This is a genomic window from Streptomyces sp. NPDC014889 (genome assembly GCF_043081205.1).
Classification (GTDB): Bacteria; Actinomycetota; Actinomycetes; order Streptomycetales; family Streptomycetaceae; genus Streptomyces.
In genome coordinates this window covers 126,027-150,836 of record NZ_JBIBWH010000010.1, presented here as the reverse complement: position 1 = coordinate 150,836, position 24,810 = coordinate 126,027, and the positions used below count along the sequence as shown (strand labels likewise).

Here is a 24,810-nt window from a genome sequence, read left to right as displayed (position 1 = left end):
AAGCCGGGGAAGGTCTTCGGGAAGGCCGCTCCCACACAGCAGCCTCGAAGGAGGTCCAGTTCAGTGACCAGCCAGGTCAGCAGTCCAGCGGAGCAGGCCGATGGTGCCGTCGTAGGGGAGCAGCGCAGGGTGGCCGGAACGAAGGACGTCCGCCGCCTGGACCGGGTGATCATCCGGTTCGCCGGTGACTCGGGTGACGGTATGCAGCTCACCGGTGACCGCTTCACCTCGGAGACGGCGACGTTCGGGAACGATCTGTCGACGCTGCCGAACTTCCCGGCCGAGATCCGGGCCCCCGCGGGAACCCTGCCGGGTGTGTCCTCCTTCCAGCTGCACTTCGCCGACCACGACATCCTGACCCCCGGGGACGCGCCGAACGTGCTGGTCGCGATGAACCCGGCCGCGCTGAAGGCCAACGTCGGCGACCTGCCGCGGGGCGCGGAGATCATCGTCAACACCGACGAGTTCACCAAGCGCGCGATGCAGAAGGTCGGCTACGAGGCCTCCCCGCTGGAGGACGGCTCGCTGGACGGCTACCACCTGCACCCGGTGCCGCTGACCACCCTGACGGTCGAGGCCCTCAAGGAGTTCGACCTCTCCCGCAAGGAGGCCGAGCGCAGCAAGAACATGTTCGCGCTGGGCCTGCTGAGCTGGATGTACCACCGGCCCACGGAGGGCACGGAGAAGTTCCTGCGGACGAAGTTCGCCCGGAAGCCGGACATCGCGGCGGCGAACATCGCCGCGTTCCGGGCGGGCTGGAACTTCGGTGAGACGACGGAGGACTTCGCGGTCTCCTACGAGGTCGCCCCGGCCGCCAAGGCCTTCCCCGTCGGCACGTACCGCAACATCTCCGGGAACCTGGCCCTGGCCTACGGCCTGGTGGCGGCCTCCCGCCAGGCGGACCTGCCGCTGTACCTGGGCTCCTACCCGATCACCCCGGCCTCGGACATCCTGCACGAGCTGTCCAAGCACAAGAACTTCGGTGTGCGGACCTTCCAGGCCGAGGACGAGATCGCCGGCATCGGCGCCGCCCTCGGGGCCGCCTTCGGCGGGTCGCTCGCGGTGACCACCACCTCGGGCCCCGGCGTGGCGCTCAAGAGCGAGACGATCGGTCTTGCGGTGTCGCTGGAGCTGCCGCTGGTGGTGGTCGACATCCAGCGCGGCGGGCCGTCCACCGGCCTGCCCACCAAGACCGAGCAGGCCGACCTGCTGCAGGCGATGTACGGCCGCAACGGCGAGGCGCCGGTCCCGGTCGTCGCCCCGTGCACCCCGGCGGACTGCTTCGACGCGGCCCTGGAGGCGGCCCGGATCGCGCTGACCTACCGCACCCCGGTCTTCCTGCTCTCCGACGGCTACCTCGCCAACGGCTCCGAACCCTGGCGCATCCCCGAGCCGGACGAACTGCCCGACCTGCGCGTGCAGTTCGCGCAGGGCCCGAACCACACCACGGCCGACGGCACCGAGGTGTTCCGGCCCTACAAGCGCGACACCAAGACCCTGGCCCGCCCGTGGGCGGTCCCGGGCACGCCGGGCCTGGAGCACCGCATCGGCGGCATCGAGAAGCAGGACGGCACCGGCAACATCTCCTACGACCCCGCCAACCACGACTTCATGGTGCGCACCCGGCAGGCCAAGGTCGACGGCATCGAGGTCCCCGACGTCGAGGTCGACGACCCGGACGGCGCGCGCATCCTCGTCCTGGGCTGGGGCTCCACCTACGGGCCCATCACGGCGGCGGTGCGCCGGCTGCGCGCGGCCGGGGAGTCCATCGCGCAGGCCCACCTGCGCCACCTCAACCCCTTCCCGAAGAACCTCGGCGCGGTCCTGGGGCGTTACGACAAGGTGGTGATCCCCGAGATGAACCTCGGCCAGCTCGCCACCCTGGTCCGGGCGAAGTACCTGGTGGACGCGCACTCGTACAACCAGGTCAACGGCATGCCGTTCAAGGCGGAGCAGCTCGCCACGGCTCTCAAGGAGGCCATCGATGGCTGAGACGTCCACGGAAGGCACGGGCACGGCCGAGGCGCTCACCCTGGTGCCGAAGGCCCAGGCCCGGCAGTCCATGAAGGACTTCAAGTCCGACCAGGAAGTGCGCTGGTGCCCCGGCTGCGGCGACTACGCGATCCTCGCGGCCGTCCAGGGCTTCATGCCGGAGCTGGGACTGGCCAGGGAGAACATCGTCTTCGTCTCCGGCATCGGCTGCTCCTCCCGCTTCCCGTACTACATGAACACCTACGGGATGCACTCCATCCACGGCCGCGCCCCCGCCATCGCCACCGGCCTGGCCACCTCGCGCCGCGACCTTTCGGTGTGGGTCGTCACCGGTGACGGCGACGCGCTGTCCATCGGCGGCAACCACCTCATCCACGCTCTGCGCCGCAACGTCAACCTCAAGATCCTGCTGTTCAACAACCGGATCTACGGCCTGACCAAGGGCCAGTACAGCCCCACCTCCGAGATCGGCAAGATCACCAAGTCGACGCCGATGGGCTCGCTGGACGCGCCCTTCAACCCGGTCTCGCTGGCGATCGGCGCGGAGGCGTCCTTCGTGGCGCGGACGATCGACTCCGACCGCAAGCACCTCACCGAGGTGCTGCGCCAGGCCGCCGCCCACCCGGGCACCGCGCTGATCGAGATCTACCAGAACTGCAACATCTTCAACGACGGCGCCTTCGACGCCCTCAAGGACCGCCAGCAGGCCCAGGAGGCGCTGATCCGCCTGGAGCACGGGCAGCCGATCCGCTTCGGCACGGACGGCGAGCGCGGTGTGGTCCGCGACCCGCGCACCGGTGACCTGTCCGTCGTGGACGTCACCCCGGCCAACGAGTCCGAGATCGTGGTCCACGACGCCCACGCGGCCTCCCCGACCACGGCGTTCGCGCTGTCCCGGCTGGCCGACCCCGACACCCTCCACCACACCCCGATCGGTGTCTTCCGGTCCGTCGACCGCCCGGTCTACGACACCGCGATGGCCGACCAGCTCGACGCGGCGATCGAGCAGCGGGGCAAGGGCGACCTGGCCGCGCTGCTGGCCGGCGGGGACACCTGGACGGTCGTCGGCTGAGCCGCCCGCCCGGACAGCCCCGGCTGCTCCGGTCTCACGAGGCCCGGGTCCGCGCGACCCGGGCCTCGTCTCATGCCCGCCGGGCCTCGTCCTGTGCCCTGCGGGCTTCGTCGTACGTCCGCCGGGCCCGCTCGACGTCCGCCATGCGCTCCTGGGTCCAGAGCGCGAGTGTCCGTACCTGTTCGGCGGCCTCCCGGCCGAGGCCGGTGAGGGAGTAGTCGACCCGGGGCGGGATCACGGGCTTGGCGTCGCGGTGGACCAGCCCGTCGCGCTCCAGGGTCTTCAGCGTCTGGGTGAGCATCTTCTCGCTGACGCCTGCCGCGCTGACCCGGCCGACGGCGCGGCGCAGCTCGCTGAAGCGGTGCGGCCGCTCCAGCAGCTCGATCAGGACGAGGACCCCCCACCTGCTGGTGACGTGCTCCAGGACCAGCCGGTACGGGCAGCTCGCCGCGTCGGCGGCGTCCCTGGCCACTCCGGCTGTCCTCACTCCTGCTGTACTCGCTCCTGCACTTACCGCCATGTCAGTACCTTACTTCAAAGTGGGTACTTTCGAAGAGATAGTGCTTCTCCTAGCGTGGGGGCACAGGCACCCCCACAAGGAGACTTCCGTCATGAGCATCGTCGTCACCGGAGCCACCGGACACCTCGGCCGCCACGTCGTGGAACAACTGCTGGAGAAGGTTCCGGCCGGCCAGGTCACCGCTGTTGTGCGCAGCCCCGAGAAGGCCGCCGCTCTCGCCGAGCGCGGGGTGCGGATCGCGGTCGCCGACTACAACGCGCCCGAGACCTTCGAAGGTCTGTTCTCGGCCGGCGACAAGGTCCTGCTGATCTCCGGCAACGAGTTCGACAAGGGCCGGGTCCAGCAGCACCGGGTCGTCATCGACGCGGCCCGGGCCGCCGGTGTCGCGCTGCTCGCCTACACGAGCGCCCCCGGCCCCCTGAAGGCCGCCCTCGCCGACGACCACCGCGGCACCGAGGAGGCCCTGCTGGCCTCCGGGGTGCCCTACGTGCTGCTGCGCAACGGCTGGTACCACGAGAACTACACCGAGCAGCTCGCCCCCGTCCTGGAGCACGGCGCCGTCGTCCACGCCGCAGGCGAGGGGCGTATCTCCTCCGCCTCGCGCGCCGATTACGCGGCCGCCGCCGTCGCCGTCCTCACCGGCGAGGGCCACGAGAACCGGACGTACGAGCTGGGCGGGGACGAGGCGTGGAGCCTCGCCGAGTACGCCGCCGAGCTGAGCCGGCAGACCGGCAGGACGATCACGTCCAACCCGGTCACCGTCGAGGAGTTCGCCGGCGTCCTGGCCGGCGCCGGGCTGCCCGGGCCGATCGCCGCGATCCTGGCGGGCGTGGACGCCTCCATCGAGAAGGGCGAGCTGGTGGTCACCTCCGGCGACCTGTCCCGTCTGACCGGCCGGCCCACCAGCCCGGTCTCGGAGGCGATCACCGCGGCGCTGGCGGGCTGAGCGACACCGGGGGAACGCCGGAGAAACCGCCGGAGAAGCCCCTGGAGAAACCGTCACCCACCCGTCATGACCGTTTGGCGATACGGACATGACAGGCGGGGGCGCGTGGCGCTACCTTCTTTGATGCCCGCCGCACGGCACGCGGCCGGGCACGAAGGAGGAACCAGTGAGCGAGCAGCCGAGGGGTGAGCGGCGCACAGGACTGCTGAACGGCTTCGCCGCCTACGGGATGTGGGGCCTCGTCCCCATCTTCTGGCCGCTGCTCAAACCCGCCGGGGCGATCGAGATCCTCGCCCACCGCATGGTGTGGTCCCTCGCGTTCGTCGGCGTGGCCCTGCTCGTCGTACGCCGCTGGGCCTGGGCCGGCGAACTGCTGCGCCAGCCGCGCAGGCTGGCCCTCGTCGTCCTCGCGGCCGCGGTAATCACCGTCAACTGGGGCGTCTACATCTGGTCCGTCAACAGCGGGCACGTGGTGGAGGCCTCGCTCGGCTACTTCATCAACCCGCTGGTCACCATCGCGATGGGCGTGCTGCTCCTCAAGGAGCGACTGCGGCCCGTGCAGTGGGCGGCGGTCGGCACCGGCCTCGCCGCGGTCGTCGTGCTCACCATCGGCTACGGCCGCCCGCCGTGGATCTCCCTCTGCCTCGCCTTCTCCTTCGCCACCTACGGGCTGGTGAAGAAGAAGGTCAACCTGGGCGGCATCGAGTCGCTGACCGCCGAGACGGCGGTCCAGTTCCTGCCCGCTCTGGCCTATCTGCTGTGGCTGGGCGCGCACGGCACGTCGACGTTCGCCGCCGAGGGCGCCGGGCACGCCGCCCTGCTCGCCTCCACCGGCATCGTCACCGCGCTGCCGCTGGTCTGCTTCGGCGCGGCGGCGATACGGGTGCCGCTGTCCACGCTCGGCCTGCTGCAGTACATGGCCCCGGTCTTCCAGTTCCTGCTCGGCGTCGCCTACTTCCACGAGTCCATGCCGGCCGAGCGCTGGGCCGGCTTCGCCCTGGTCTGGCTCGCGCTGACCATGCTGACCTGGGACGGCCTGCGCATGGCCCGGCGGGCGGCACGGGACAGGGCCCGGCTCGCCGCCTCCCGGCCCGCGCCGGCGGCGACGACGACGGCCGATCCGGTGGACGCGTAGCCGCTGCCACGGACACCGGCCGCGGGACGAGTCGGCGCTCCCTCCCGTCCCCAACTCCGGTAAGTTCCAGCGCCTGGGCGGGCCCTCGCATATAACTGGTGCATGACTCGGACACCCACGGACGCCGCGCCCGCCCCGCTGCACTGGAAGCTCGTCATCGACGCCACCGACCCGCACGCACAGGCCGACTTCTGGGCCGCCGCGCTGCACTACGCGGTGGAGGACAACAGCGCGCTGGTCGAGCGACTGCTGGAGCTCGGGGCGCTGCCGGGCGAGGCCACCGTCGAGTTCCACGGCCGCCCGGCCTTCCGGGACCTGATCGGCGTACGGCACCCCGACGACCCGTACGACAAGGAACGCGGCACCGGTCTGGGGAGACGGCTGCTGTTCCAGCGGGTGCCGGAGTCCAAGGCCGGCAAGAACCGGCTCCACCTCGACCTGCACCCCGGCGAGGACCGGCGTGCGGACGAGGTGGAGCGGCTGACGGCACTCGGGGCTCGCGTGCTGCGGCAGGTCCGGGAGCCCGCCGGGGAGTGGGTGGTCATGGAGGACCCGGAGGGCAACGTCTTCTGCCTGGTGTAGGACGCCGGGTCAGCTCGTGGGCGGCGGTGCCGCCTTGCGGGCCCGGTCGGCCAGGCGGCCCATGCGGGCGCGGGCGGACTCCAGTTGTTCGATGTCGTCGGCGGCGGGACCGTTCTCGGCGGTGAGTCCGGTCCACAGGCCGATCAGGTCCCGGCCGAGCCTCAGGCCCTGCTCGGGGTCGCGGACCGCGCGCCAGGCGGCGGCCGCGCTCTGCACGTCTCCGTAGGCCGCCTCCGTGTCCCCGGCACGGTGACGGATGCGGGCGAGGCCGAGGGAGATGCCGAAGGAACGGAGCGGATCGCCCGCGAGATAGGCGATGTAGGCGGTGAGTTCGCGCGCCCGCAGCACCTCGGGGTGCTCGGGGCCGAGCGTGCCGGACGCCTCCGCGACGGTGCGTTCGGCCAGGGTCGCCGCCTCCTCGATCCGGCCCTCCTTCACGGCCTCGTTGACCCGCGCCAGGGGTTCGGCGAGCAGGACGACGCCCGCTTCACCGGCCGCGGTCCTGGGATCCTCCCCGAGCACCGCCTCGGCCACGGCGTCGAACCCGCGGGCGGGGGTGGGGGTGGGCTTGGGGTCGGGCTCGGGCCCGGGCTCGTCCAGGTCGGGTTCGGCCGGGTGGGGGCCGCGTTCGGACAGGTGGGGTTCAGCCCGGTCGGGTCCGGGGTCCGGATGCCGGCGGTGGGGCGCGGCTGCGCCGGGGGCAGGGGCCTGGTCGCCGGGCGCCGGGACCCCGTCGGCGGGGGCAAGGACCCCGTCGGCGGGCGCGTCCGGTTCCGGGCGCGCCTTCGCGTCGGCCGGGCTCGCGTCCATCACCGGTGGTGGGCCGAACACCCCCGTGGGGGCGACGGCCGTACCGAAGGGCGTGTCACCCGCCGGTTCCGGCACGGTCCGCAGCACGAACGTGGGTGCGGCCTCACCGGCCGGCGCCGGCGGCTGGGGAACCGGCGGCGGCGGGAAAGCGGGCGCGCTCTCGCCGGGCGGCGCGGCCGGCGGGTCCGGCGGTGCCGTGTGCAGGGGTTCCGCCGCGAACGCGCTGGCGCCGTCGGGGTGGACCTGGAGGGGGACGACGTAGCCGATGCGCTCGTCGGTGACCGTGGCGAGGACGGCGTGGCCGCAGGCGAGGGCGATGCGGTGGAGGTGGTTCAGGACGGTCTGCTGGATCTCCTCGCCGGCAGCCGGGTGGACCGGTACGCCGCCGACCGAGGCCCCGGCGCCGTCCACCGGCACATGGACGGCGACCGGCGTCGCCACGGGAGCCGCCGGCCGCACGGCGTGCTCGTGTTCCCGCTTCTTCCCGCGGCTCAGTCGAGACATCGGTTCCCTCACTCGGATGAGTGCCATCCGGTCGTCAACGTACATTCGAGTCTCTCCGCCCGCCTGCCCTCCCCGCGTCACCACGACGTCACAGACTCGCACCAGGAACCGCACTCCTGTGACCCGGGTAACGTTCCGCGGGCGACGATCGTCGGAACGCGACACGGAAGAGGGACGGGCATGCGGCCAGGCGTGCGACAGGGGCCGGAGATCTGGATTCGCGGACCGGTGACCGACGCCCCCGCCGAGCCCGGCGGACGGGAGGGCGGTCCCGAGCGGCCCGCCGGCCGTCCCGTCACGCCCCGCCGGTTCTCCTGGCTGGCCACCCACGGCGGCGCGGGCACGACCACGCTCGCGGCGGTCTACGGCGGCCACGACTGCGGACGCGCCTGGCCGGAGCCGGGTGCTCCCCGGTCGGTGCTGCTGGTGGCCAGGACCCACGCGGCCGGGCTGGACGCCGTGGTACGGGCCCTGGAGATCTTCCGCAGGGGCGAGGCACCCGCCGGACTCGACCTGGACGCCGTGGTGCTCGTCGCGGACGCGCCGGGACGGCTGCCGAGGCGGCTCGCCCAGCGCGTGCAGCCGATCGAGTCCGTGATCGACGTCTACCGCGTCCCGTGGGTGGAGGCCTGGCGGCTGGGCGACCTGAGCGGAGCGCCGCCGCGCGAGACCGAGCCGCTGGCCCGTCTCACCGGGGCGGGAGGCGCACGGCCGGGGACCGCGGGGGCCGCGCCTACGCCGTGATGTCCTTCGCCGTGAACCGTGCCCAGGCCGCCGAGCCGAACACCGCCGCGTACAGGGCCTGCAACTCCAGGTTCTTCACCAGGCCGTCCCAGTAGACCGGCTCGCGCATGAGGTCGGCGAACGACAGCCAGTAGTGCGGGAAGAGGTACGGCTGGATCGCGTGCAGCTGCGGTATCTGGTCGAGGATCTGAACGGTGATCAGCAGACCTACGGTCGTGGCCATCGCCGCGATCCCGCTGCTGGTCAGCGTCGAGACGAACAGGCCGAGGGCGGCGAGCCCGATCAGAGACGCGGCGACGACGAGGGCGATCAGCAGGGCCCGGACCAGTCCGTCGGCGAAGCTGATCCGCGTGCCGGAGATGGTCGTCGGATCGCCGAGCGGGAACAGCAGCGCGCCCACGAGGAGCGCCGAGACGGCGACCACCAGGGTGGCGACCAGGCAGAAGGCCATGGTCGTGGCGTACTTGACGAGCAGCAGGCGGGTACGGCCGGCGGGGGCGACCAGCAGATAGCGCAGGGTGCCGGCGTTCGCCTCCCCGGCGACGGCGTCGCCCGCGACCACGCCCACGGCCATCGGCAGGAAGAACGGCAGGGTGGCGGCCAGCGCGGTGAAGACCAGGAACAGTCCGTTGTTGGTCACCTGCGCGATGAACGCCGGTCCCTCGCCGCCTCCGCCGCCTCCACCGCCGACGGTCGAACCGCCCCTCGTCTCGATCCTGACGGCCACCCCCACCAGCACCGGCACTCCGGCCAGCACGCCCAGCAGCGCGAGGGTGCGCCAGCGCCGGAAGGTGGTCACCAGCTCGCTGCGCAGCAGCCCGAAGGTCCACAGCGGGCCCGGGGCGCGGACGGCCGGGTCCGCGGCCCGCCCCGGTGAGACCTCAGCCCGCGACATCGAAGCCCTCCCCCGTGAGTGCCACGAACGCGTCCTCCAGCGAGGCCCGTTCGACCCCGAAGCCGCGTACGCGCACGCCTGCCTCCACCAGCGCGGCGTTCACGTCGGCGAGGTCGCGCTCCGGCGGTTCACCGGTCACCCGGTCCTCGCCCACGGCGACGTCGCCGACGCCCTGTTCCTTCAGCACCCGGGCCGCCTCCCCCGTGTCGGGCGTGGTCACCACCAGCCGGCCGCGCGCACCGGCGGCCAGCTCCGCCACGGCTCCCTGGGTGATCAGCCGTCCCTGCGCCATGACGGCCGCGTGGGTGCACACCTGCTCGATCTCGTCCAGCAGATGGGAGGAGAGGAAGACGGTCGTGCCGTCCGAGGCCAACTCCCGGACCAGGGAGCGGATCTCGCGCATGCCCTGCGGGTCGAGGCCGTTGGTCGGCTCGTCCAGGACGAGCAGTCTGCGCGGCTGGAGCAGCGCGGCGGCCAGCCCCAGGCGCTGTTTCATGCCCAGGGAGTAGGCCTTGGCCCTCTTGCCCGCCGCGGCCGTCAGGCCCACCCGGTCCAGGGCGGCCGCGACCCGGGCGCGCCGGGTGCGGGGGTCGGCGGTCGGGTCGGCGGCGTCGTAACGCACCAGGTTGTCCCGGCCGGAGAGGAAGCCGTACAGGGCCGGGCCCTCGATGAGGGCGCCGACCTGCGGGAGCACGGTGGGCGAGGACCGGGGCATGGGGTGCCCCAGTACCCGCGCCGTGCCGGAGGTGGGCTCGATGAGCCCCATCAGCATGCGGATGGTGGTGGTCTTGCCGGAGCCGTTGGGGCCGAGGAAGCCGAAGACGCTGCCCGCCGGGACGGTCAGATCGAGACCGTCGACGGCGAGCTGTCCGCCGCGGTAGCGCTTGGTGAGCCCGCGGGTGTGGATGACGCCGTCATCCGCTTCGTCCATCGGCTCCCCCGATCCCTCGTGTCCGGCGCGTGCTCACTTCGCGGCGTCGGCCGCCTTCACCAGCGTGTCCTTGGTGACGGCACCGACGTACACCTTGCCGTTGTCGGTGATCAGCGCGTTGACCAGGCGGGTGGAGAAGACCGTGCCCTTGCCGAACGTGCCGCTGACCTGGTCGCCGAGCGAGTCGAGGAACCCGCCCAGCTCGCCCTTGCCGGCGGACGACGGGATGCCGCCCTTGGTGCCGGTGTCGATCACGGCGATGGAGTTCCAGCCCTTGCCGAGGATCTCCGGGCCCTTCTCCGCCAGGCCCTTCTCCTGCGCGCCGGGCTCGTGGAACTGCCGGCCCGGGCCGGCCTTCCGCTCGGCGCCCTTTCCGGCGTCCTTCCCAGCGTCCTTCTCCTCGGTGACCTTCGCGCCCTTGGGCGGCGTGAAGTCGAAGGTCGAGGCGGCGGGCCTGGCGAAGTCGATCCGGGTGAAGCCCGCGTCCACCACGGCGGCGCCGCCGCTCGCCGGGGTGAGCGTGAACTTCAGCGGCAGTCCGGTCTTGGCGTCGACCGCGATGCTGATCGCGCCGACCGTGGTGCCGGAGGCGTGCTTCGGCTCGATGACCAGCTTGTAGGCGTCGCGGCCGGCGACCTGCGCGGTGCCGTCGACCTTCACCGAGGTGGTGTCGTCGACCGACTTCAGGGCCTCGTCGGCGAAGTCCTTGGGCGTGGCGGGGACCTCGTCCCGGTGCTTCTTGCCGCTGTCGGCGGCCGTGCCGTGGAAGACCTCGTTCGACTTGCTGTCGTAGCCCCAGACGTCCTTGCCGTTGTGGATGAGGCTGTACTCGGCGGCGCTCTCGATCAGGGAGACCTTCTGCCGGTCCTCGCCGTCGGCGGCGACGCGCAGGGTGTGCGTACCGGATGCCAGCTCGGGCAGCTTTGACGCCGGGTCGGCCGACGAACCGTCACCGCCCCCGAGTGCGCCGGACGCGAGGCCGCTCTCCAGGCCGCCGAGGTTCGGCAGACCGAGATCGGTGCTGATCTTGACCGTGCCGGACAGCTGCTCGACGTCCGACTTGGCGATTTTCTCTATGAGTTGCTGTGCGGTGATCTTCGGCAGGTCGGGGTCGCCGGACGCGGCGAGTGCCGGGACGAGCCCGATGGTCGCCGCGGCCACCCCCACCACCGTGACCGGGACGACGTAGCGCGCGGCCTTGCGGCGCCCCGCGCGCAGGTCGTCGGCTTCGGATCCGTTCGGTGCCATGTGTGCCCTACCTCCGTCATCGGCGGCGGCTGTCCTGCTGCACTGGGGTCTCACCCTCAGCCGCCATTCTCACCCAGATCGGTGAGGAGTGGTGTGGTCCGTGGTCTCCATCTGACCAAATCGGCCGGGCAAAAGCGTCAGACCCCGGAGCCAACTCCGTGTACGCCTGCGGTATGACACACAAAGGGCGACGCCTCCCCACCCCGTAGGGGTAGGCCTGGAGAGCGCCGCTCGGAAGGGGCCGCCGGCGGGGCGTCCGGGCAGGTCGGGGAACCGGGCGTCAGCCGGCCCGGTGCACCACCGCGTCGCACATCTGCAGCAGCGCGGCCTTCGCCTCGCACTCCCGCAGCGGCGCCAGCGCGGCCCGCGCCTCCTTGGCGTAGCGCACGGTGTCCCGTCGGGCCTGCTCCAGGGCCGGATGCTCCCGCAGCGCGCCCAGCGCCTCCGCGAGCCGCGCGTCGTCGGTCAGGTCGGAGTCCAGCAGCTCGCACAGGGCGATGTCTTCGGGCAGCCCCAGCCGGGCGGCGCGCTCGCGCAGCCGCAGCACCGGCAGCGTGGCGATGCCCTCGCGCAGGTCGGTGCCGGGGGTCTTGCCCGACTCGCGCGAGTCGGAGGCGATGTCCAGGACGTCGTCCGCGAGCTGGAAGGCGACGCCCAGCCGCTCGCCGTACTGCGTCAGCACGTCCACGACGGTCTCGTCGGCGCCGGACATCATCGCGCCGAACCGGCACGACACCGCCACCAGCGATCCGGTCTTGCCGCCCAGCACGTCCAGGTAGTGGTCGACCGGGTCCCGGCCGTCCTGCGGGCCCGCCGTCTCCAGGATCTGACCGGTGACCAGCCGTTCGAACGCCACGGCCTGCACCCGCACGGCCTCCGGGCCGAGGTCGGCGAGGATCTGCGAGGCGCGGGCGAACAGGAAGTCGCCGGTCAGGACCGCGACCGAGTTGCCCCAGCGGGTGTTGGCGCTGGCCACCCCGCGGCGCACGGCGGCCTCGTCCATCACGTCGTCGTGGTACAGCGTGGCCAGATGGGTCAGCTCCACCACCACGGCCGACGGCACGATCCCCGGCGCGTACGGGTCACCGAACTGGGACGCGAGCATCACGAGCAGCGGCCGGAACCGCTTCCCGCCCGCCTTGACGAGGTGCTGCGCGGCCCCCGTGATGAACGGGACCTCGCTCTTGGTGGCTTCGAGCAGCCCTTCCTCGACAGCCGCCAATCCGGCCTGGACATCGGCTTCGAGAGCCTGGTCCCGCACGCTCAGCCCGAATGGCCCGACGACGGTCACGAGGGGTCTCCTGTCTGCTGGTGTCTGCTGGGGATTACACGGTTTGTCGATACGTCGCTGCCCTCACTCAAGTCAGCGTATCCGGTCACGTTTCGATCACCGATATCGCCCACCTATACGGGTCAGGCCACATCACCCGACGTGACCACCGTCACGCGTCGGCCACATGGCCCATCCACGCTCACACTCGAAGTCCGATTCGCCCCTATTGGGGTTTCAATTCTCTTTAGTGGTAATTGCCCTTCGGGCACCCAAACCGTGAGTTGGGTCACTTCACCTCCTCTCCGCACCACCCCTCTCATCCCTTCACATTCCCTTTACGCCCAACGGAGTTGAGCGTTGGCGGACGCAAAGGATCAAGCACCACATACACCCCAGACCAAGGTCAAATAGGACGATGTGTGATTCCGCCACTTGTTCGGGACATGTGCTCTCGCATACGTTCCCGGCCATCGGGCGGACGCCGAATCCTGCCGCCGCCCGTCATCCCAACGACCGAATGAACCACGGCAGGAGCGGGGGACCCAGGTAAGCCGCCGGACCGGGCTCGTACGTCCTACGTCGTACGCCGCACCGGAACGGCTCGGGGTGAAGCCGCGCCCAACAGGGCGCGGCCGGGCACCTCCCCGCCCGAACCCGACAGCTCACCTCGCAGGCGACGGAGAGGAATTCCCCCATGCCTGCAAACGGTCAGCGCCGCTCTTCCCGCACCGCCCGCCTCGTCCGCACCCTCGCCGTCACCGGCACGGGCGCAGCCGTCCTCGCCGTGCCGCTGCTCGGCGCGACGAGCGCGTCCGCGGCGACCCCCGCCACCGTCCGGACGGCCGCGAGCTTCGGCTACCCGAACAACCTCGACGGCTGGATCCGCGCCTCCCTGGCGGTCATGGCGCAGAAGGGCATCCCGGGCTCCTACAACGGGATCCACCGCAACATCATCCGCGAGTCCTCCGGCAACCCGCGTGCCATCAACCTCTGGGACTCCAACGCCAAGAAGGGCATACCGTCCAAGGGCCTGCTCCAGGTCATCGACCCGACCTTCCGGGCCTACCACGTGAACGGGACGTCCTGGAACATCTACGACCCGGTCGCCAACATCACGGCCGCCTGCAACTACGCGGCCAAGCGGTACGGCTCCATCGACAACGTCAACGGCGCCTACTGACCGGACCACGGCCGGCTCCACACCGGCTGGTGCCCCGGCACCAGTGCCGCGGCACTAGACAAACAGTCGTTCGAGGACGACGGCGATGCCGTCGTCCTCGTTCGACGTCGTGACCTCGTCGGCCACCGCCTTGAGTTCGGGGTGGGCGTTGGCCATGGCGATCCCCCGGGCGGCCCACTGGAACATCGGGATGTCGTTGGGCATGTCGCCGAAGGCGAGGGCGCTCTCGCGGCCCAGTCCCAGGTGTTCGGCGGCCAGCGCCAGTCCGGTCGCCTTGGTGATGCCGCACGGCTGGAGCTCCACGGTCCCGGGGCCCGACATGGTGACCGTGGCGAGGGGCCCCACCACACCGCGGGCCGCCGCCGCCAGTTCGTCGTCGGACAGCTCCGGGTGACGCAGCAGCACCTTGCTGATGGGCGCGCGCCACAGCTCGTCGCGCCGCTCGACCCGTACGGCGGGAAGCGCCGCGTGCGGCATGCGGTACCCCGGCTCGATGAGCGTGAGCCCCTCGACCCCGTCCTGGTCGACCGCGGCGTACACCTCCCCCACCTCGGCCTCGATCTTGCCGAGCGCGGTCTCCGCCAGCTCGCGGTCCAGGGTGACCGACCACAGCAGACGGTCGCTGCCGGCGTCGTAGAGCTGTGCGCCCTGACCGCACACCGCGAGGCCCGTGGTGTGGAGGACGCCGAGCAGCTCCCGCACCCTCGGCGCCGGCCGTCCGGTCACCACGAGGTGCCGGGCGCCGGCGGCCGCCGTCCTCGCGAGCGCGGCGAGGGACCGTTCGGACACGGTGTCGTCGCCGCGCAGCAGCGTCCCGTCCAGGTCGGTGGCGATGAGGGTGTATGCGAGGGCGGCCATGATCAGAGAATACGGATGCCCCGGCCCACCGACTCGACCGGAGCCGGACGACCGCGCTTCAGGCCGCCTTTCCTCAACTGCCCTTCGGGTGAGGGACCTTCGCGCCGTGCGCGAGGCGGTACTCGACCGTGCGCCGCCGCGGTGGGCGGCCGCGGGGCGGTTCGGGCGGCGGGACGGCAGCCCGCCCGGTCGTGCTCCGCCTCAACCGGTCGTGCCGCCACGGCGGTTGGTCCGCCACAGCTGATAGAGGTGCCGCGCGCCCGGCCGCACGAAACGGGCGAGCATCGTGAGGAACGGCAGCGGATCGTCACCCGCCAGCCAGGCCAGTTCCGTGCCGCTCGCCCTCGCCGGCGCGTGCGGTGTGGTGTAGCCGCTGCGGCGGTAGGCGAGAAGGGCGGGCAGGTCGATGTTCTCCACGACGTAGCGGTGGCCGGTGCGCTGCTCGCCCTCCGGGACGGGGCGCCCGGTCAGGTCGAGGTGCATGGCACGCACGACGTCCACGCCCGACTCGCTCTCGAAGAGCCGGAACTGCGCGCCCATGCGCGGATTGAAGTCGAGGAGCTTGTACCGCCCGTCCCGCCGGTCGAAACGCAGGTCGAGGTCGACGATGCCGGTGAAGCCGATCTGCTTGATGAACCGGGCGGCGAGGTCGGCGAGTTCCGGGTTGTCGACGACGTACGCGTTCGCCGTCATGCCCGCGTGCGGCGGCCAGGAACGGACCTTGACGCCGGTGAACATCGCGAGCGGGGTGGAACTCCGGTCGAAGTAGGCGTGCACGATCCAGTCCTCGGCCTCCTCCCTCGGCAGGTACTCCTGGAGGATCACTCCGGGCTGCTCGCCCCAGTCGCGGGCCAGGGCCAGCAGGCCCTCGCGGCTGTTGATCCTCGTGGTGCCGTTCACCGCGGGGCTGCTGCGCCGCACGAACGCCTCGCGATTCTTGGCCACCACCGGGAAACGGGTCCTCTCGGCGAACGCCACGATGTCGTCGTACGTCTGCGGGAAGGCGGCCTCGGGACTCGGGATGCCGTGCTCCACGCACAGTTCGTGCAGGCCCTGCTTGCTGGCCAGGCGGCGCGGCAGGCCGGGGGCGACGGGCGGGAAGAGGAAGGGGCCCCTGAGCTCCTCCTGGTGCTCCGCGATCAGGACCGCGGCCTCCTCGTCGGTGGGCACCAGGACGGCGGGCCGGCCGATGCGGCGTCCGATCCGCAGCAGCCCCTCCACCAGACGGTCCGCACCCTCCGTGCCCCTGGTCGGCCACACGAACGCGCGTTTGAGATAACGGGAGGAGGCCGCCGGCGTGTAGGCGTCCTCGGTGATCGCGTACATGGGCACGCCCAGACGGCCCAGACTGCGGATCGCTCCCACCCCGCCATGGTGCAGCGGGTAGTCGCCGAACTTCACGATCAGGCCCGGCACCTCGCGGTCGGCCCGGAAAGGCACACTGACGGCATTCCTGGCCACGGGTCCCCCCACGTGTCCCCCATTGAGCGGACCCACCCCGTCCGCGTCCCCAGAGGACGCTAAGCCGGAATTGCCCCCTCCCACAAGACCAATTCGGACATTGCAAACTCTTTAGGCACTGCCCAAGACATGCGATGCCCCCGTAACGTGTGGCCCGACCACATGGCATTTCGGAAAGGAAGGCAGCACCCCATGCCCCCCTTCGAGGTCCCCGAGGGCGACCCCTTCGGTCCGCACAACCTTCCCTACGGCGTCTTCTCCCGCGCCGGGTCGCCGGAGAGGACCGTGGGCGTCCGGCTCGGCGACCACGTGCTCGACGCGGGGGCGGCGGCGCGGGCGCTCGGTTCGCCGTACGCCGACCTGCTCGCGCGGCCGAACCTGAACCCGCTGCTGGCCGCGGGTCGCACCGCGTGGTCCGACGTGCGGCGCGCGCTGACGTCGTGGGTGACCGTGCCGGCCCACCGGGAGACCGTCGCGCCCTTCCTGCACCCGCTGTCCTCGGTGACGCTGCACCTCCCCTTCGAGGTCGCGGACTACGTCGACTTCTACGCCTCGGAGAACCACGCCCGGAACGTGGGGCAGATCTTCCGCCCGGACGCCGAGGACTCGCTGACCCCCAACTGGAAGCACCTGCCCATCGGTTACCACGGCCGCTCCGGCACGGTGGTGGTCTCCGGCACGGACGTGGTGCGCCCGTCGGGCCAGCGGAAGGCTCCCACGGACCCCGCGCCGGTGTTCGGCCCCTCGGTCCGGCTGGACATCGAGGCGGAGGTCGGCTTCGTGGTCGGCACCCCCTCGCCGATGGGGCAGCCGGTCGCGCTCGGCGACTTCCGCGAGCACGTCTTCGGGCTGTGCCTGCTGAACGACTGGTCGGCGCGCGACATCCAGGCCTGGGAGTACGTCCCGCTCGGGCCGTTCCTCGGCAAGTCCTTCGCCACCTCGGTGTCGGCGTGGATCACTCCGCTGGACGCGCTGGAGGAGGCGCGGGTCGCCCCGCCGCGGCGGACGCACCCGCTGCTGCCCTACCTCGACGACTCCGCGCAGGAGCCCGGAGGTTACGACCTGCGCATCTCCGTCGCGATCAACGGTCATACGGTGTCCGAGCCGCCGTTCTCCACCATGTACTGGACAGCCGCGCAGCAGCTCGCCCACATGACGGTCAACGGCGCGTCCCTGCGCACGGGCGACCTGTACGGCTCGGGCACGGTGAGCGGATCGTCCGAGCGCGAACGCGGCTCGCTGCTCGAGCTGACCTGGAACGGCCGCGAGCCTCTGGAACTCCCCGACGGCAAGCGGGCGTTCCTGGAGGACGGCGACGTGGTCACGCTCTCGGCCTGGGCTCCGGGCGCCGACGGCACACGGGTGGGGCTCGGAGAGGTGACGGGCCGGATCGTCTCGGGCTGAACCAAGGCCCTGCGGCCCTTGCGCCGCGGGGATTTGATGGTCGCGCACCCCTGACTCCCGGTCCCGCGGCCGTCATACTGGCGGCAGGCCGCGCGCGCCCGGCGCGCCGGCCGGCCGCACAGCACGCTTCACCGCACGACCCCGACACCCGCCCACCTCCCACGAGGATCCGGAGTCCGAGGCATGACCGCCTGCCTGCTCCTGCTGAGCGCCGTCGCCCTGACGCTCGCCGTGCCGGTCCCCCGCACACTGGCCCGGGCGGGGTGGCCCGAACGGGAGCCCGTCGTCGCGCTGTGGGTGTGGCAGTGCCTGGTCGCCACCGTCCTGCTGTGCTGCCTCGCGGGGCTCGTGCTGGGCACCGCGGCCGTCTTCGGCACCGTTCACGACCAGGTCTTCGCCCCCGCGCCGCCGGCCGTGACGGCCGCCTACGACCTGTCGGTGGCACCGGCCTGGGCCGCCGGCCTCACCCTGCTGCTGGCCGGCGGGGCCGCCTGGACCACCGCGATGCTCGCCCGCGAGTTCGTCGAGGCCCGGCGCCGGCGCGGCCTGGCCCGCGCGCATCTGCGTGAACGCGCCCCCGATCTGCCCGCGGGCCTTCCGGCGGCCCGCGGACCGCTGCTGGTGCTGGAGGACGAGTACCCCGACGCCTGGTGGATGCCCGGTCACCCGCCCCAGCTCGTCGTCACCACCGGCGCCCTGCACCGGCTCACCGGCCACCAGCTCGACGCCGTCCTCGCCCACGAGCGCGGCCACGCCCGCGCCCACCACGACTGGCTGCTGCACCTGTCGACCGCGCTGGCGACCGGTTTTCCGCGTATCCCGCTGTTCACGCACTTCTGCGAGCAGAACCACCGCCTGGTGGAACTGGCCGCCGACGACACGGCCTCCCGCCGCCACGGCCACCTCACCACGGCCCTCGCGCTGATCGAGCTCAACCAGCACCGCGGGGTGCTGTCCTGCTCCTCCAGCAACCGGCTGCTGAGCGAGCGGGTGGACCGCCTGCTGGAGCCCCCGCCGCGGCTGGACCGCGGGCGCCGGGCGCTGACCACGGCGGTCGCGGCCCTGGTGCCCCTGCTCCCGCTCCTGATCACGTTCGCCCCGGGCCTGACGGCACTGGGCTGAGCAGCGGACCGGTCGCCGCGACCCGCGCGGCGCGGCTGTCTCCAGCCCGCTATATCCAGTCGTCTATATCCAGTCGTCCGGTTCCGGCTCGGGCAGGTCCTCCACCGGTTCCGGCTCGCCCGTGCGAGCCGTCCCTGTCCCGGCCGTCCCCGATCCGGCCGTATCCGTACCGGCCAGCGACTCCAGCACCGCGAGCACGCCCTCCCCGTACGTCGCCAGCTTCTTCTCGCCGACGCCGCCGACCGTGCCGAGCTGTGCCACCGACGTCGGCCAGAGCGAGACGATCTCCCGGAGGGTGGCGTCGTGGAAGATGACGTACGCCGGGACGCCCTGCTCACGGGCCTGCTCGGCGCGCCAGGCGCGCAGGGCCTCGAAGGCGGGCAGCAGTTCCTCGGGCAGCTCGGCCGCCGCCGTCCTCGCCTTGCGGTCGTCCCGGGTGCCCGAGGCCCGCGCGGCGGCCGGCTTCTTCGGCTCCTTGCGCAGCGGCACCTCCCGCTCGCCGCGCAGCACCGACGCGCTGGTGTCGGTCAGCACCAGCGTGCCGTACTCACCCTCGACCGCGAGCAGTCCCTGCGCGAGCAACTGCCGTACGACGCCCCGCCATTCGCCCTCGGACAGCTCGTCGCCGATGCCGAACACGGACAGCTGGTCGTGGTCGAACTGGATCACCTTGCCGGTGCGCTTGCCGAGCAGGATGTCGATGATCTGGCCCGCGCCGAACTTCTGCCCCCGCTCCCGCTTCAGCCGCACCACCGTCGACAGCACCTTCTGGGCCGCGACCGTGCCGTCCCAGGTCTCGGGCGGGGTCAGGCAGGTGTCGCAGTTGCCGCAGCCTGCCTGACCCGGCTCCTGGCCGAAGTAGGTGAGAAGCCGGCCCCGGCGGCACCCGGCCGTCTCGCACAGGGCGAGCATCGCGTCCAGGTGGGACTGGGCCCGGCGGCGGAACGCCTCGTCGCCCTCGCCGGACTGGATGAGCTTGCGCTGCTGCACGACGTCGTTCAGACCGTAGGCCATCCAGGCCGTGGACGGCAGTCCGTCCCGGCCCGCACGGCCCGTCTCCTGGTAGTAGCCCTCCACCGACTTGGGCAGGTCCAGGTGGGCGACGAACCGGACGTCGGGCTTGTCGATGCCCATGCCGAAGGCGATGGTGGCGACCACGACCAGGCCGTCCTCGCGCAGGAAGCGGGACTGGTGCGCGGCGCGGGTGCCCGCGTCGAGGCCCGCGTGGTACGGCACCGCCGCGACGCCGTTGCGGATGAGGAACTCGGCCGTCTTCTCGACGGAGTTGCGCGACAGGCAGTACACGATGCCCGCGTCGCCCGGGTGCTCCTGACGCAGGAAGGTCAGCAGCTGCTTCTTGGCGTCGGCCTTGGGCACGATCCGGTACTGGATGTTGGGCCGGTCGAAGCTGGCCACGAAGTGCCGGGCCTGCGGCATGTTCAGCCGCTGGGTGATCTCCTGGTGGGTGGCGTGCGTGGCCGTCGCGGTGAGCGCGATCCGCGGCACGTCCGGCCAGCGCTCGCCCAGCAGGGACAGCGCCAGGTAGTCGGGGCGGAAGTCGTGGCCCCACTGGGACACGCAGTGCGCCTCGTCGATGGCGAAGACGGAGATCTTGCCGCGGGAGAGCAGGTCGAGCGTGGCGTCCAGGCGCAGCCGCTCCGGTGCCAGGTAGAGCAGGTCGAGCTCGCCGGCCAGGAACTCCGCCTCGACCACGCGGCGCTCGTCGAAGTCCTGGGTGGAGTTCATGAACCCGGCGCGCACGCCCAGCGCCCGCAGCGCGTCCACCTGGTCCTGCATCAGCGCGATGAGCGGCGACACCACGACGCCCGTACCGGGCCTGACCAGGGACGGAAGCTGGTAGCACAGCGACTTGCCGCCACCGGTCGGCATGAGCACGACGGCGTCACCGCCCGCCACGACATGCTCGACGACCGCTTCCTGCTCACCCCGGAAGTCCTCGTACCCGAAGACCCGGCGCAGTGTCGCCAGCGCCTCGCTCTCCGTCACCGACACCTCCGTGACACCACCAGTCCCACCCATCGCCTCGACCCCCGCACACCGTCCTTCAACCACTGCCTCCACGATAGGGCCCCGGACCGACAGCCCCGGAGTTGTCCACAGGTTCCCCCGGACGCACCAGGTCAACGACACGGCAGTCGTTCACACGTACGCAGGAGACTCGTCCCTTTCGGGCCGATAACCTGAAAGCACCCGCGAGACTCCGTCCCATGGGAGCACTGATGAGCGTCGCACCGAAGGCCTCCAAGCCCACCTGGCCGACCCCGCCGGAAGGCGGCTGGACCGCCGACGACCTGGACCGCCTCCCGAATCTGCCTCCGCATACGGAACTGATCGACGGGAGCCTCGTCTTCGTGAGTCCGCAAACCTCCTTCCACGAGCGTGCTGTCGATTTCTTCAAGTGGCACTTGCAGTCGCTGGCACCAGAGGACTACGAGGTCTTTCGTGAGTTCACCATCGACATCGACCGTCAGAACAGGCCCGAGCCCGACGTGGTCGTCGTACGAGGAGACGTGGTGGACGAAGTCCCGGCGCAGACGAGGTTCCCGGCCGAGGCCGTGCTCCTCGCCATCGAGGTCGTCTCGGAGGACTCCGTCTCCCGGGACCGCGAGACCAAGCCGCTGAAGTACGCGCGGGCGAAGATCCCCCACTACTGGCGGGTCGAGAACGAGAACGGCCGCGCCGCCGTGCATGCCTTCGAGCTGGAACCGACGACCGGCGCCTACACCAGCGTGGGCATCTTCAGGCAGCGGATGAAGGTGGACACCCCGTTCTCCGTGGACCTGGACCTCACAGGGATCAGGACGCGCCACGGCGGGGGCCGGTAGGTCCGGAGGCTGCGGAACGCGGTGGCCCGGCCCCACCAGGGGACCGGGCCACCGCGTTCCGGAGCTGCTCAGCGCACGAACACTCCCGCCTGGTTCGCCAGGTCCAGGAAGTACTGCGGGGCCACGCCGAGGACCACCGTGACCGCCACGCCCACGCCGATCGCGGTCATGGTGAGCGGGGACGGGACCGCGACCGTCGGGCCCTCCGGGTGGGGGTCGCTGAAGAACATCAGCACGATGACGCGGATGTAGAAGAACGCCGCGATCGCCGACGAGATCACACCGATCACGACCAGCGGCATCGCACCGCCCTCGGCCGCCGCCTTGAACACCGCGAACTTCCCGGCGAAGCCGGAGGTCAGCGGAATGCCCGCGAAGGCCAGCAGGAACACCGCGAACACGGCGGCCACCAGCGGGGAACGCCGGCCGAGTCCCGCCCACTTCGACAGGTGGGTCGCCTCGCCGCCCGCGTCGCGCACCAGCGTGACCACCGCGAAGGCGCCGATCGTCACGAAGGAGTAGGCGGCCAGGTAGAACAGGACGGACGAGACGCCGTCCTTCGAGGTCGCGATCACACCCGCGAGGATGAAGCCCGCGTGGGCGATCGAGGAGTACGCGAGCAGCCGCTTGATGTCGGTCTGCGTGATCGCGACGATCGCACCGCCCAGCATGGTGATGATCGCGACGCCCCACATGACCGGCCGCCAGTCCCAGCGCATCCCCGGCAGGACGACGTACAGCAGCCGCAGCAGCGCGCCGAAGGCCGCCACCTTGGTCGCCGCCGCCATGAACCCGGTGACCGGGGTCGGAGCGCCCTGGTAGACGTCCGGCGTCCACATGTGGAACGGGACCGCGCCCACCTTGAACAGCAGGCCCATCACGACCATCGCGGTGCCGATGAGCAGCAGCACGTCGTTGCCCATGGTGCCCGCGAGCGCCGGGTCGATGTTCGGCACGTTGCCCTCGACGACCTGCGCGATGTGGGCGTAGGACACCGAGCCCGCGTACCCGTACAGCAGAGCGATGCCGAACAGGGTGAACGCGGAGGCGAAGGCGCCCAGCAGGAAGTACTTGACCGCGGCCTCCTGCGACATGAGCCGCTTGCGGCGGGCCAGCGCGCACAGGAGGTACAGCGGCAGGGAGAAGACCTCCAGGGCCACGAACAGGGTCAGCAGGTCGTTGGCCGAGGGGAACACCAGCATCCCGGCGACCGCGAAGAGCAGCAGCGGGAAGACCTCGGTGGTGGTGAAACCGGCCTTGACCGCGGCCTTCTCGCTCTCGCTGCCCGGCACGGACGCCGCCTGCGCGGCGAAGGAGTCGACGCGGTTGCCGTGCGCCTCCGGGTCAAGTCGCCGTTCGGCGAAGGTGAACAGGGCGACCAGGCTCGCCAGCAGGATCGTGCCCTGCAGGAAGAGCGAGGGGCCGTCGACGGAGATGGCTCCCATGGCCGCGATGTGCGCCTTGGTGGTGCCGTACCCGTCCGCCGCCAGCGCGACGACCGCGGCGAAGGCGGCGGCGAGCGCGACGACGGAGACGAACACCTGCGCGTAGTAGCGCGACTTGCGCGGGACGAACGCCTCGACGAGCATTCCGACGATCGCCGCGCCCACGACGATCAGGGTGGGCGACAACTGCCCGTATTCGATCTTCGGCGCCTCGATCTTCGAGATCGGGTCGGCCGCGGTTGTCCACAGGCTGTGGACGGCTGCTCCGCTCACTTGGCCGCCTCCACTGCGGGCTTCGGGTCGGTCTTGTGTACGTCGGACATGGTCTGCTTGACCGCCGGGTTGACGATGTCCGTGACGGGCTTCGGATAGACGCCCAGGAAGATCAGCAGCACCACCAGCGGGGCCACGACCACCAGTTCCCGCACCCGCAGGTCCGGCATCGCCGAGACCTCCGGCTTGACGGGACCGGTCATCGTCCGCTGGTACAGGACGAGCGTGTACAGCGCGGCGAGCACGATGCCGAGGGTGGCGACGATGCCGATCGCCGGGTAGCGCGTGAACGTGCCGACCAGGACCAGGAACTCACTCACGAAGGGCGCGAGTCCCGGCAGGGACAGGGTGGCGAGGCCACCGATCAGGAACGTGCCGGCGAGCACCGGGGCGACCTTCTGCACACCGCCGAAGTCGGAGATGAGCCGGGAGCCGCGCCGGGAGATCAGGAAGCCGGCGATCAGCATCAGCACGGCGGTCGAGAGACCGTGGTTGACCATGTAGAGCGTCGCCCCGGACTGGCCCTGGCTGGTCATCGCGAAGATGCCCATGATGATGAAGCCGAAGTGCGAGATCGACGCGTACGCGATCAGGCGCTTGATGTCCCGCTGGCCCACCGCGAGCAGCGCCCCGTAGATGATGCTGATCACGGCGAGGACCAGGATGGCCGGCGTGGCCCACTTGCTCGCCTCCGGGAACAGCTGGAGGCAGAAGCGGAGCATCGCGAAGGTGCCCACCTTGTCGACGACCGCCGTGATGAGGACGGCGACCGGCGCGGTCGACTCCTGCATCGCGTTGGGCAGCCAGGTGTGCAGCGGCCACAGCGGCGCCTTCACCGCGAAGGCGAAGAAGAAGCCGAGGAACAGCCACCGCTCGGTGCTCGTCGCCATGTGCAGCGAGCCACTGGCGCGCGCCTGCGCGATCTCGGAGAGCGAGAAGCTCCCGGCGACCGCGTACAGCCCGATCACCGCGGCCAGCATGATCAGACCGCCGGTGAGGTTGTAGAGGAGGAACTTCACCGCCGCGTACGACCGCTGCGTCGACGCCGTCTCCTCGCCGTGCTCGTGGGCACGGTCCCCGAAGCCGCCGATGAGGAAGTACAGCGGGATCAGCATGGCTTCGAAGAAGATGTAGAAGAGGAAGACGTCGGTGGCCTCGAACGAGATGATCACCATCGCCTCGACGGCCAGGATCAGCGCGAAGAAGCCCTGGGTCGGCCGCCAGCGGCGGCTTCCGGTCTCCAGCGGGTCGGCGTCGTGCCAGCCGGCCAGGATCACGAACGGAATGAGCAGGGCGGTCAGCCCGATCAGCGCCACCCCGATGCCGTCCACGCCCAGTTCGTAGCGGACGCCGAACGACGCGATCCAGGAGTGGGACTCGGTGAGCTGGTACCGGGCGCCGCCCGGGTCGAAGCGGACCAGGACGGTGACGGCCAGCGCGAGCGTGGCCAGCGAGGCGACCAGCGCGAGCCACTTCGCGGCGGTGCGCCGGGCGGCCGGCACGGCCGCCGTGGCGACGGCCCCCAGGGCCGGGAGCACCGCCGTCGCTGTCAGCAGAGGAAAGGACATC

At 71.4% G+C, this 24,810-nt stretch carries 21 protein-coding genes and 1 riboswitch; of the genes, 10 read left to right on the top strand and 11 right to left on the bottom strand.

Annotation, left to right across the window (positions count from 1 at the left end; translation table 11 throughout):
• Positions 1–63: 63 nt before the first annotated feature.
• Both ACF09J_RS21450 and ACF09J_RS21445 read left to right on the top strand, forming a co-directional pair.
• A complete protein-coding gene (locus ACF09J_RS21450; protein ID WP_392307047.1) occupies positions 64–1,992 on the top strand; it encodes a 2-oxoacid:acceptor oxidoreductase subunit alpha in 1,929 nt (642 codons plus the stop codon).
• Complete coding sequence (locus ACF09J_RS21445) at positions 1,985–3,064, top strand: 2-oxoacid:ferredoxin oxidoreductase subunit beta (RefSeq protein ID WP_392307046.1); 1,080 nt, start codon at positions 1,985–1,987, stop codon at positions 3,062–3,064. The genes ACF09J_RS21450 and ACF09J_RS21445 overlap by 8 nt, the downstream gene beginning before the upstream one ends.
• Before the next feature lie 70 nt (positions 3,065–3,134).
• Here the strand turns inward: ACF09J_RS21445 and ACF09J_RS21440 are convergent, their stop codons facing one another.
• Positions 3,135–3,584, bottom strand: coding sequence for a winged helix-turn-helix transcriptional regulator (locus tag ACF09J_RS21440; protein WP_392307045.1), 450 nt, complete (start codon positions 3,582–3,584; stop codon positions 3,135–3,137).
• Between the two features lie 91 nt (positions 3,585–3,675).
• Here ACF09J_RS21440 and ACF09J_RS21435 point away from each other — a divergent pair, with 91 nt between their 5' ends.
• The 3 genes from ACF09J_RS21435 (at position 3,676) to ACF09J_RS21425 (ending at position 6,247) form a co-directional block, all read left to right on the top strand.
• Positions 3,676–4,530 (top strand): SDR family oxidoreductase, encoded by an 855-nt coding sequence (locus ACF09J_RS21435; RefSeq protein WP_392307044.1) that lies wholly within the window; start codon positions 3,676–3,678, stop codon positions 4,528–4,530.
• 229 nt (positions 4,531–4,759) lie between these two features.
• Positions 4,760–5,665: an EamA family transporter RarD gene (gene rarD / locus ACF09J_RS21430; protein WP_392307180.1), complete on the top strand. Its 906-nt coding sequence runs from the start codon at positions 4,760–4,762 to the stop codon at positions 5,663–5,665.
• Positions 5,666–5,767: 102 nt separating this feature from the next.
• Entirely contained in the window at positions 5,768–6,247 is a 480-nt protein-coding gene (locus tag ACF09J_RS21425; RefSeq protein WP_392307043.1) for a VOC family protein, read from the top strand.
• A 9-nt stretch (positions 6,248–6,256) separates the two neighbouring features.
• On the opposite strand, the gene ACF09J_RS21420 is transcribed toward ACF09J_RS21425, so the two are convergent.
• Positions 6,257–7,561 carry a tetratricopeptide repeat protein gene (locus ACF09J_RS21420; protein WP_392307042.1) on the bottom strand — a complete coding sequence of 435 codons (1,305 nt, stop codon included), beginning with the start codon at positions 7,559–7,561 and terminating at the stop codon, positions 6,257–6,259.
• 180 nt (positions 7,562–7,741) lie between these two features.
• On the opposite strand from ACF09J_RS21420, the gene ACF09J_RS21415 reads away from it, so the two are divergent.
• Positions 7,742–8,305, top strand: coding sequence for a DUF6668 family protein (locus ACF09J_RS21415; protein WP_392307041.1), 564 nt, complete (start codon positions 7,742–7,744; stop codon positions 8,303–8,305).
• On the opposite strand, the gene ACF09J_RS21410 is transcribed toward ACF09J_RS21415, so the two are convergent.
• The 4 genes from ACF09J_RS21410 to ACF09J_RS21395 form a co-directional block, all read right to left on the bottom strand.
• Entirely contained in the window at positions 8,295–9,200 is a 906-nt protein-coding gene (locus ACF09J_RS21410) for an ABC transporter permease (protein ID WP_392307040.1), read from the bottom strand. The genes ACF09J_RS21415 and ACF09J_RS21410 overlap by 11 nt on opposite strands.
• Positions 9,187–10,131 (bottom strand): ABC transporter ATP-binding protein, encoded by a 945-nt coding sequence (locus tag ACF09J_RS21405; RefSeq protein WP_392307039.1) that lies wholly within the window; start codon positions 10,129–10,131, stop codon positions 9,187–9,189. The genes ACF09J_RS21410 and ACF09J_RS21405 overlap by 14 nt, the downstream gene beginning before the upstream one ends.
• Positions 10,132–10,164: 33 nt before the next feature.
• Positions 10,165–11,379, bottom strand: coding sequence for an outer membrane lipoprotein carrier protein LolA (locus ACF09J_RS21400; RefSeq protein ID WP_392307038.1), 1,215 nt, complete (start codon positions 11,377–11,379; stop codon positions 10,165–10,167).
• A gap of 280 nt (positions 11,380–11,659) precedes the next feature.
• A complete protein-coding gene (locus ACF09J_RS21395) occupies positions 11,660–12,670 on the bottom strand; it encodes a polyprenyl synthetase family protein (protein ID WP_392307037.1) in 1,011 nt (336 codons plus the stop codon).
• A gap of 483 nt (positions 12,671–13,153) precedes the next feature.
• A riboswitch (cyclic di-AMP (ydaO/yuaA leader) is annotated at positions 13,154–13,341 on the top strand.
• A gap of 5 nt (positions 13,342–13,346) precedes the next feature.
• Here ACF09J_RS21395 and ACF09J_RS21390 point away from each other — a divergent pair.
• On the top strand, positions 13,347–13,832 hold the full coding sequence (locus tag ACF09J_RS21390; protein WP_392307036.1) for a transglycosylase SLT domain-containing protein: 486 nt from the start codon (positions 13,347–13,349) through the stop codon (positions 13,830–13,832).
• A gap of 54 nt (positions 13,833–13,886) precedes the next feature.
• Here the strand turns inward: ACF09J_RS21390 and ACF09J_RS21385 are convergent, their stop codons facing one another.
• Both ACF09J_RS21385 and ACF09J_RS21380 read right to left on the bottom strand, forming a co-directional pair.
• Positions 13,887–14,690 carry an HAD family hydrolase gene (locus ACF09J_RS21385; protein ID WP_392307035.1) on the bottom strand — a complete coding sequence of 268 codons (804 nt, stop codon included), beginning with the start codon at positions 14,688–14,690 and terminating at the stop codon, positions 13,887–13,889.
• Between the two features lie 201 nt (positions 14,691–14,891).
• Positions 14,892–16,130 (bottom strand): ATP-grasp domain-containing protein, encoded by a 1,239-nt coding sequence (locus ACF09J_RS21380; RefSeq protein ID WP_392307034.1) that lies wholly within the window; start codon positions 16,128–16,130, stop codon positions 14,892–14,894.
• 213 nt (positions 16,131–16,343) lie between these two features.
• Between ACF09J_RS21380 and fahA the strand changes: the two genes are divergently transcribed.
• Together fahA and ACF09J_RS21370 are read left to right on the top strand one after the other, a co-directional pair.
• A complete protein-coding gene (gene fahA / locus ACF09J_RS21375) occupies positions 16,344–17,555 on the top strand; it encodes a fumarylacetoacetase (protein ID WP_392307033.1) in 1,212 nt (403 codons plus the stop codon).
• Between the two features lie 183 nt (positions 17,556–17,738).
• Positions 17,739–18,677, top strand: a complete 939-nt coding sequence (locus ACF09J_RS21370; protein ID WP_392307032.1) for a M56 family metallopeptidase — start codon at positions 17,739–17,741, stop codon at positions 18,675–18,677.
• 63 nt (positions 18,678–18,740) lie between these two features.
• Here ACF09J_RS21370 and recQ read toward each other — a convergent pair whose 3' ends face one another.
• On the bottom strand, positions 18,741–20,717 hold the full coding sequence (gene recQ, locus ACF09J_RS21365; RefSeq protein WP_392307031.1) for a DNA helicase RecQ: 1,977 nt from the start codon (positions 20,715–20,717) through the stop codon (positions 18,741–18,743).
• Between the two features lie 200 nt (positions 20,718–20,917).
• Here recQ and ACF09J_RS21360 point away from each other — a divergent pair, with 200 nt between their 5' ends.
• Positions 20,918–21,523: a Uma2 family endonuclease gene (locus ACF09J_RS21360; protein WP_392307030.1), complete on the top strand. Its 606-nt coding sequence runs from the start codon at positions 20,918–20,920 to the stop codon at positions 21,521–21,523.
• A gap of 68 nt (positions 21,524–21,591) precedes the next feature.
• Here ACF09J_RS21360 and nuoN read toward each other — a convergent pair whose 3' ends face one another.
• Positions 21,592–23,241, bottom strand: a complete 1,650-nt coding sequence (gene nuoN, locus ACF09J_RS21355) for an NADH-quinone oxidoreductase subunit NuoN (protein ID WP_392307029.1) — start codon at positions 23,239–23,241, stop codon at positions 21,592–21,594.
• Positions 23,238–24,809, bottom strand: a complete 1,572-nt coding sequence (locus ACF09J_RS21350; protein ID WP_392307028.1) for an NADH-quinone oxidoreductase subunit M — start codon at positions 24,807–24,809, stop codon at positions 23,238–23,240. Before ACF09J_RS21350 ends, nuoN begins: the two co-directional genes overlap by 4 nt.
• Position 24,810 lies beyond the last annotated feature (1 nt).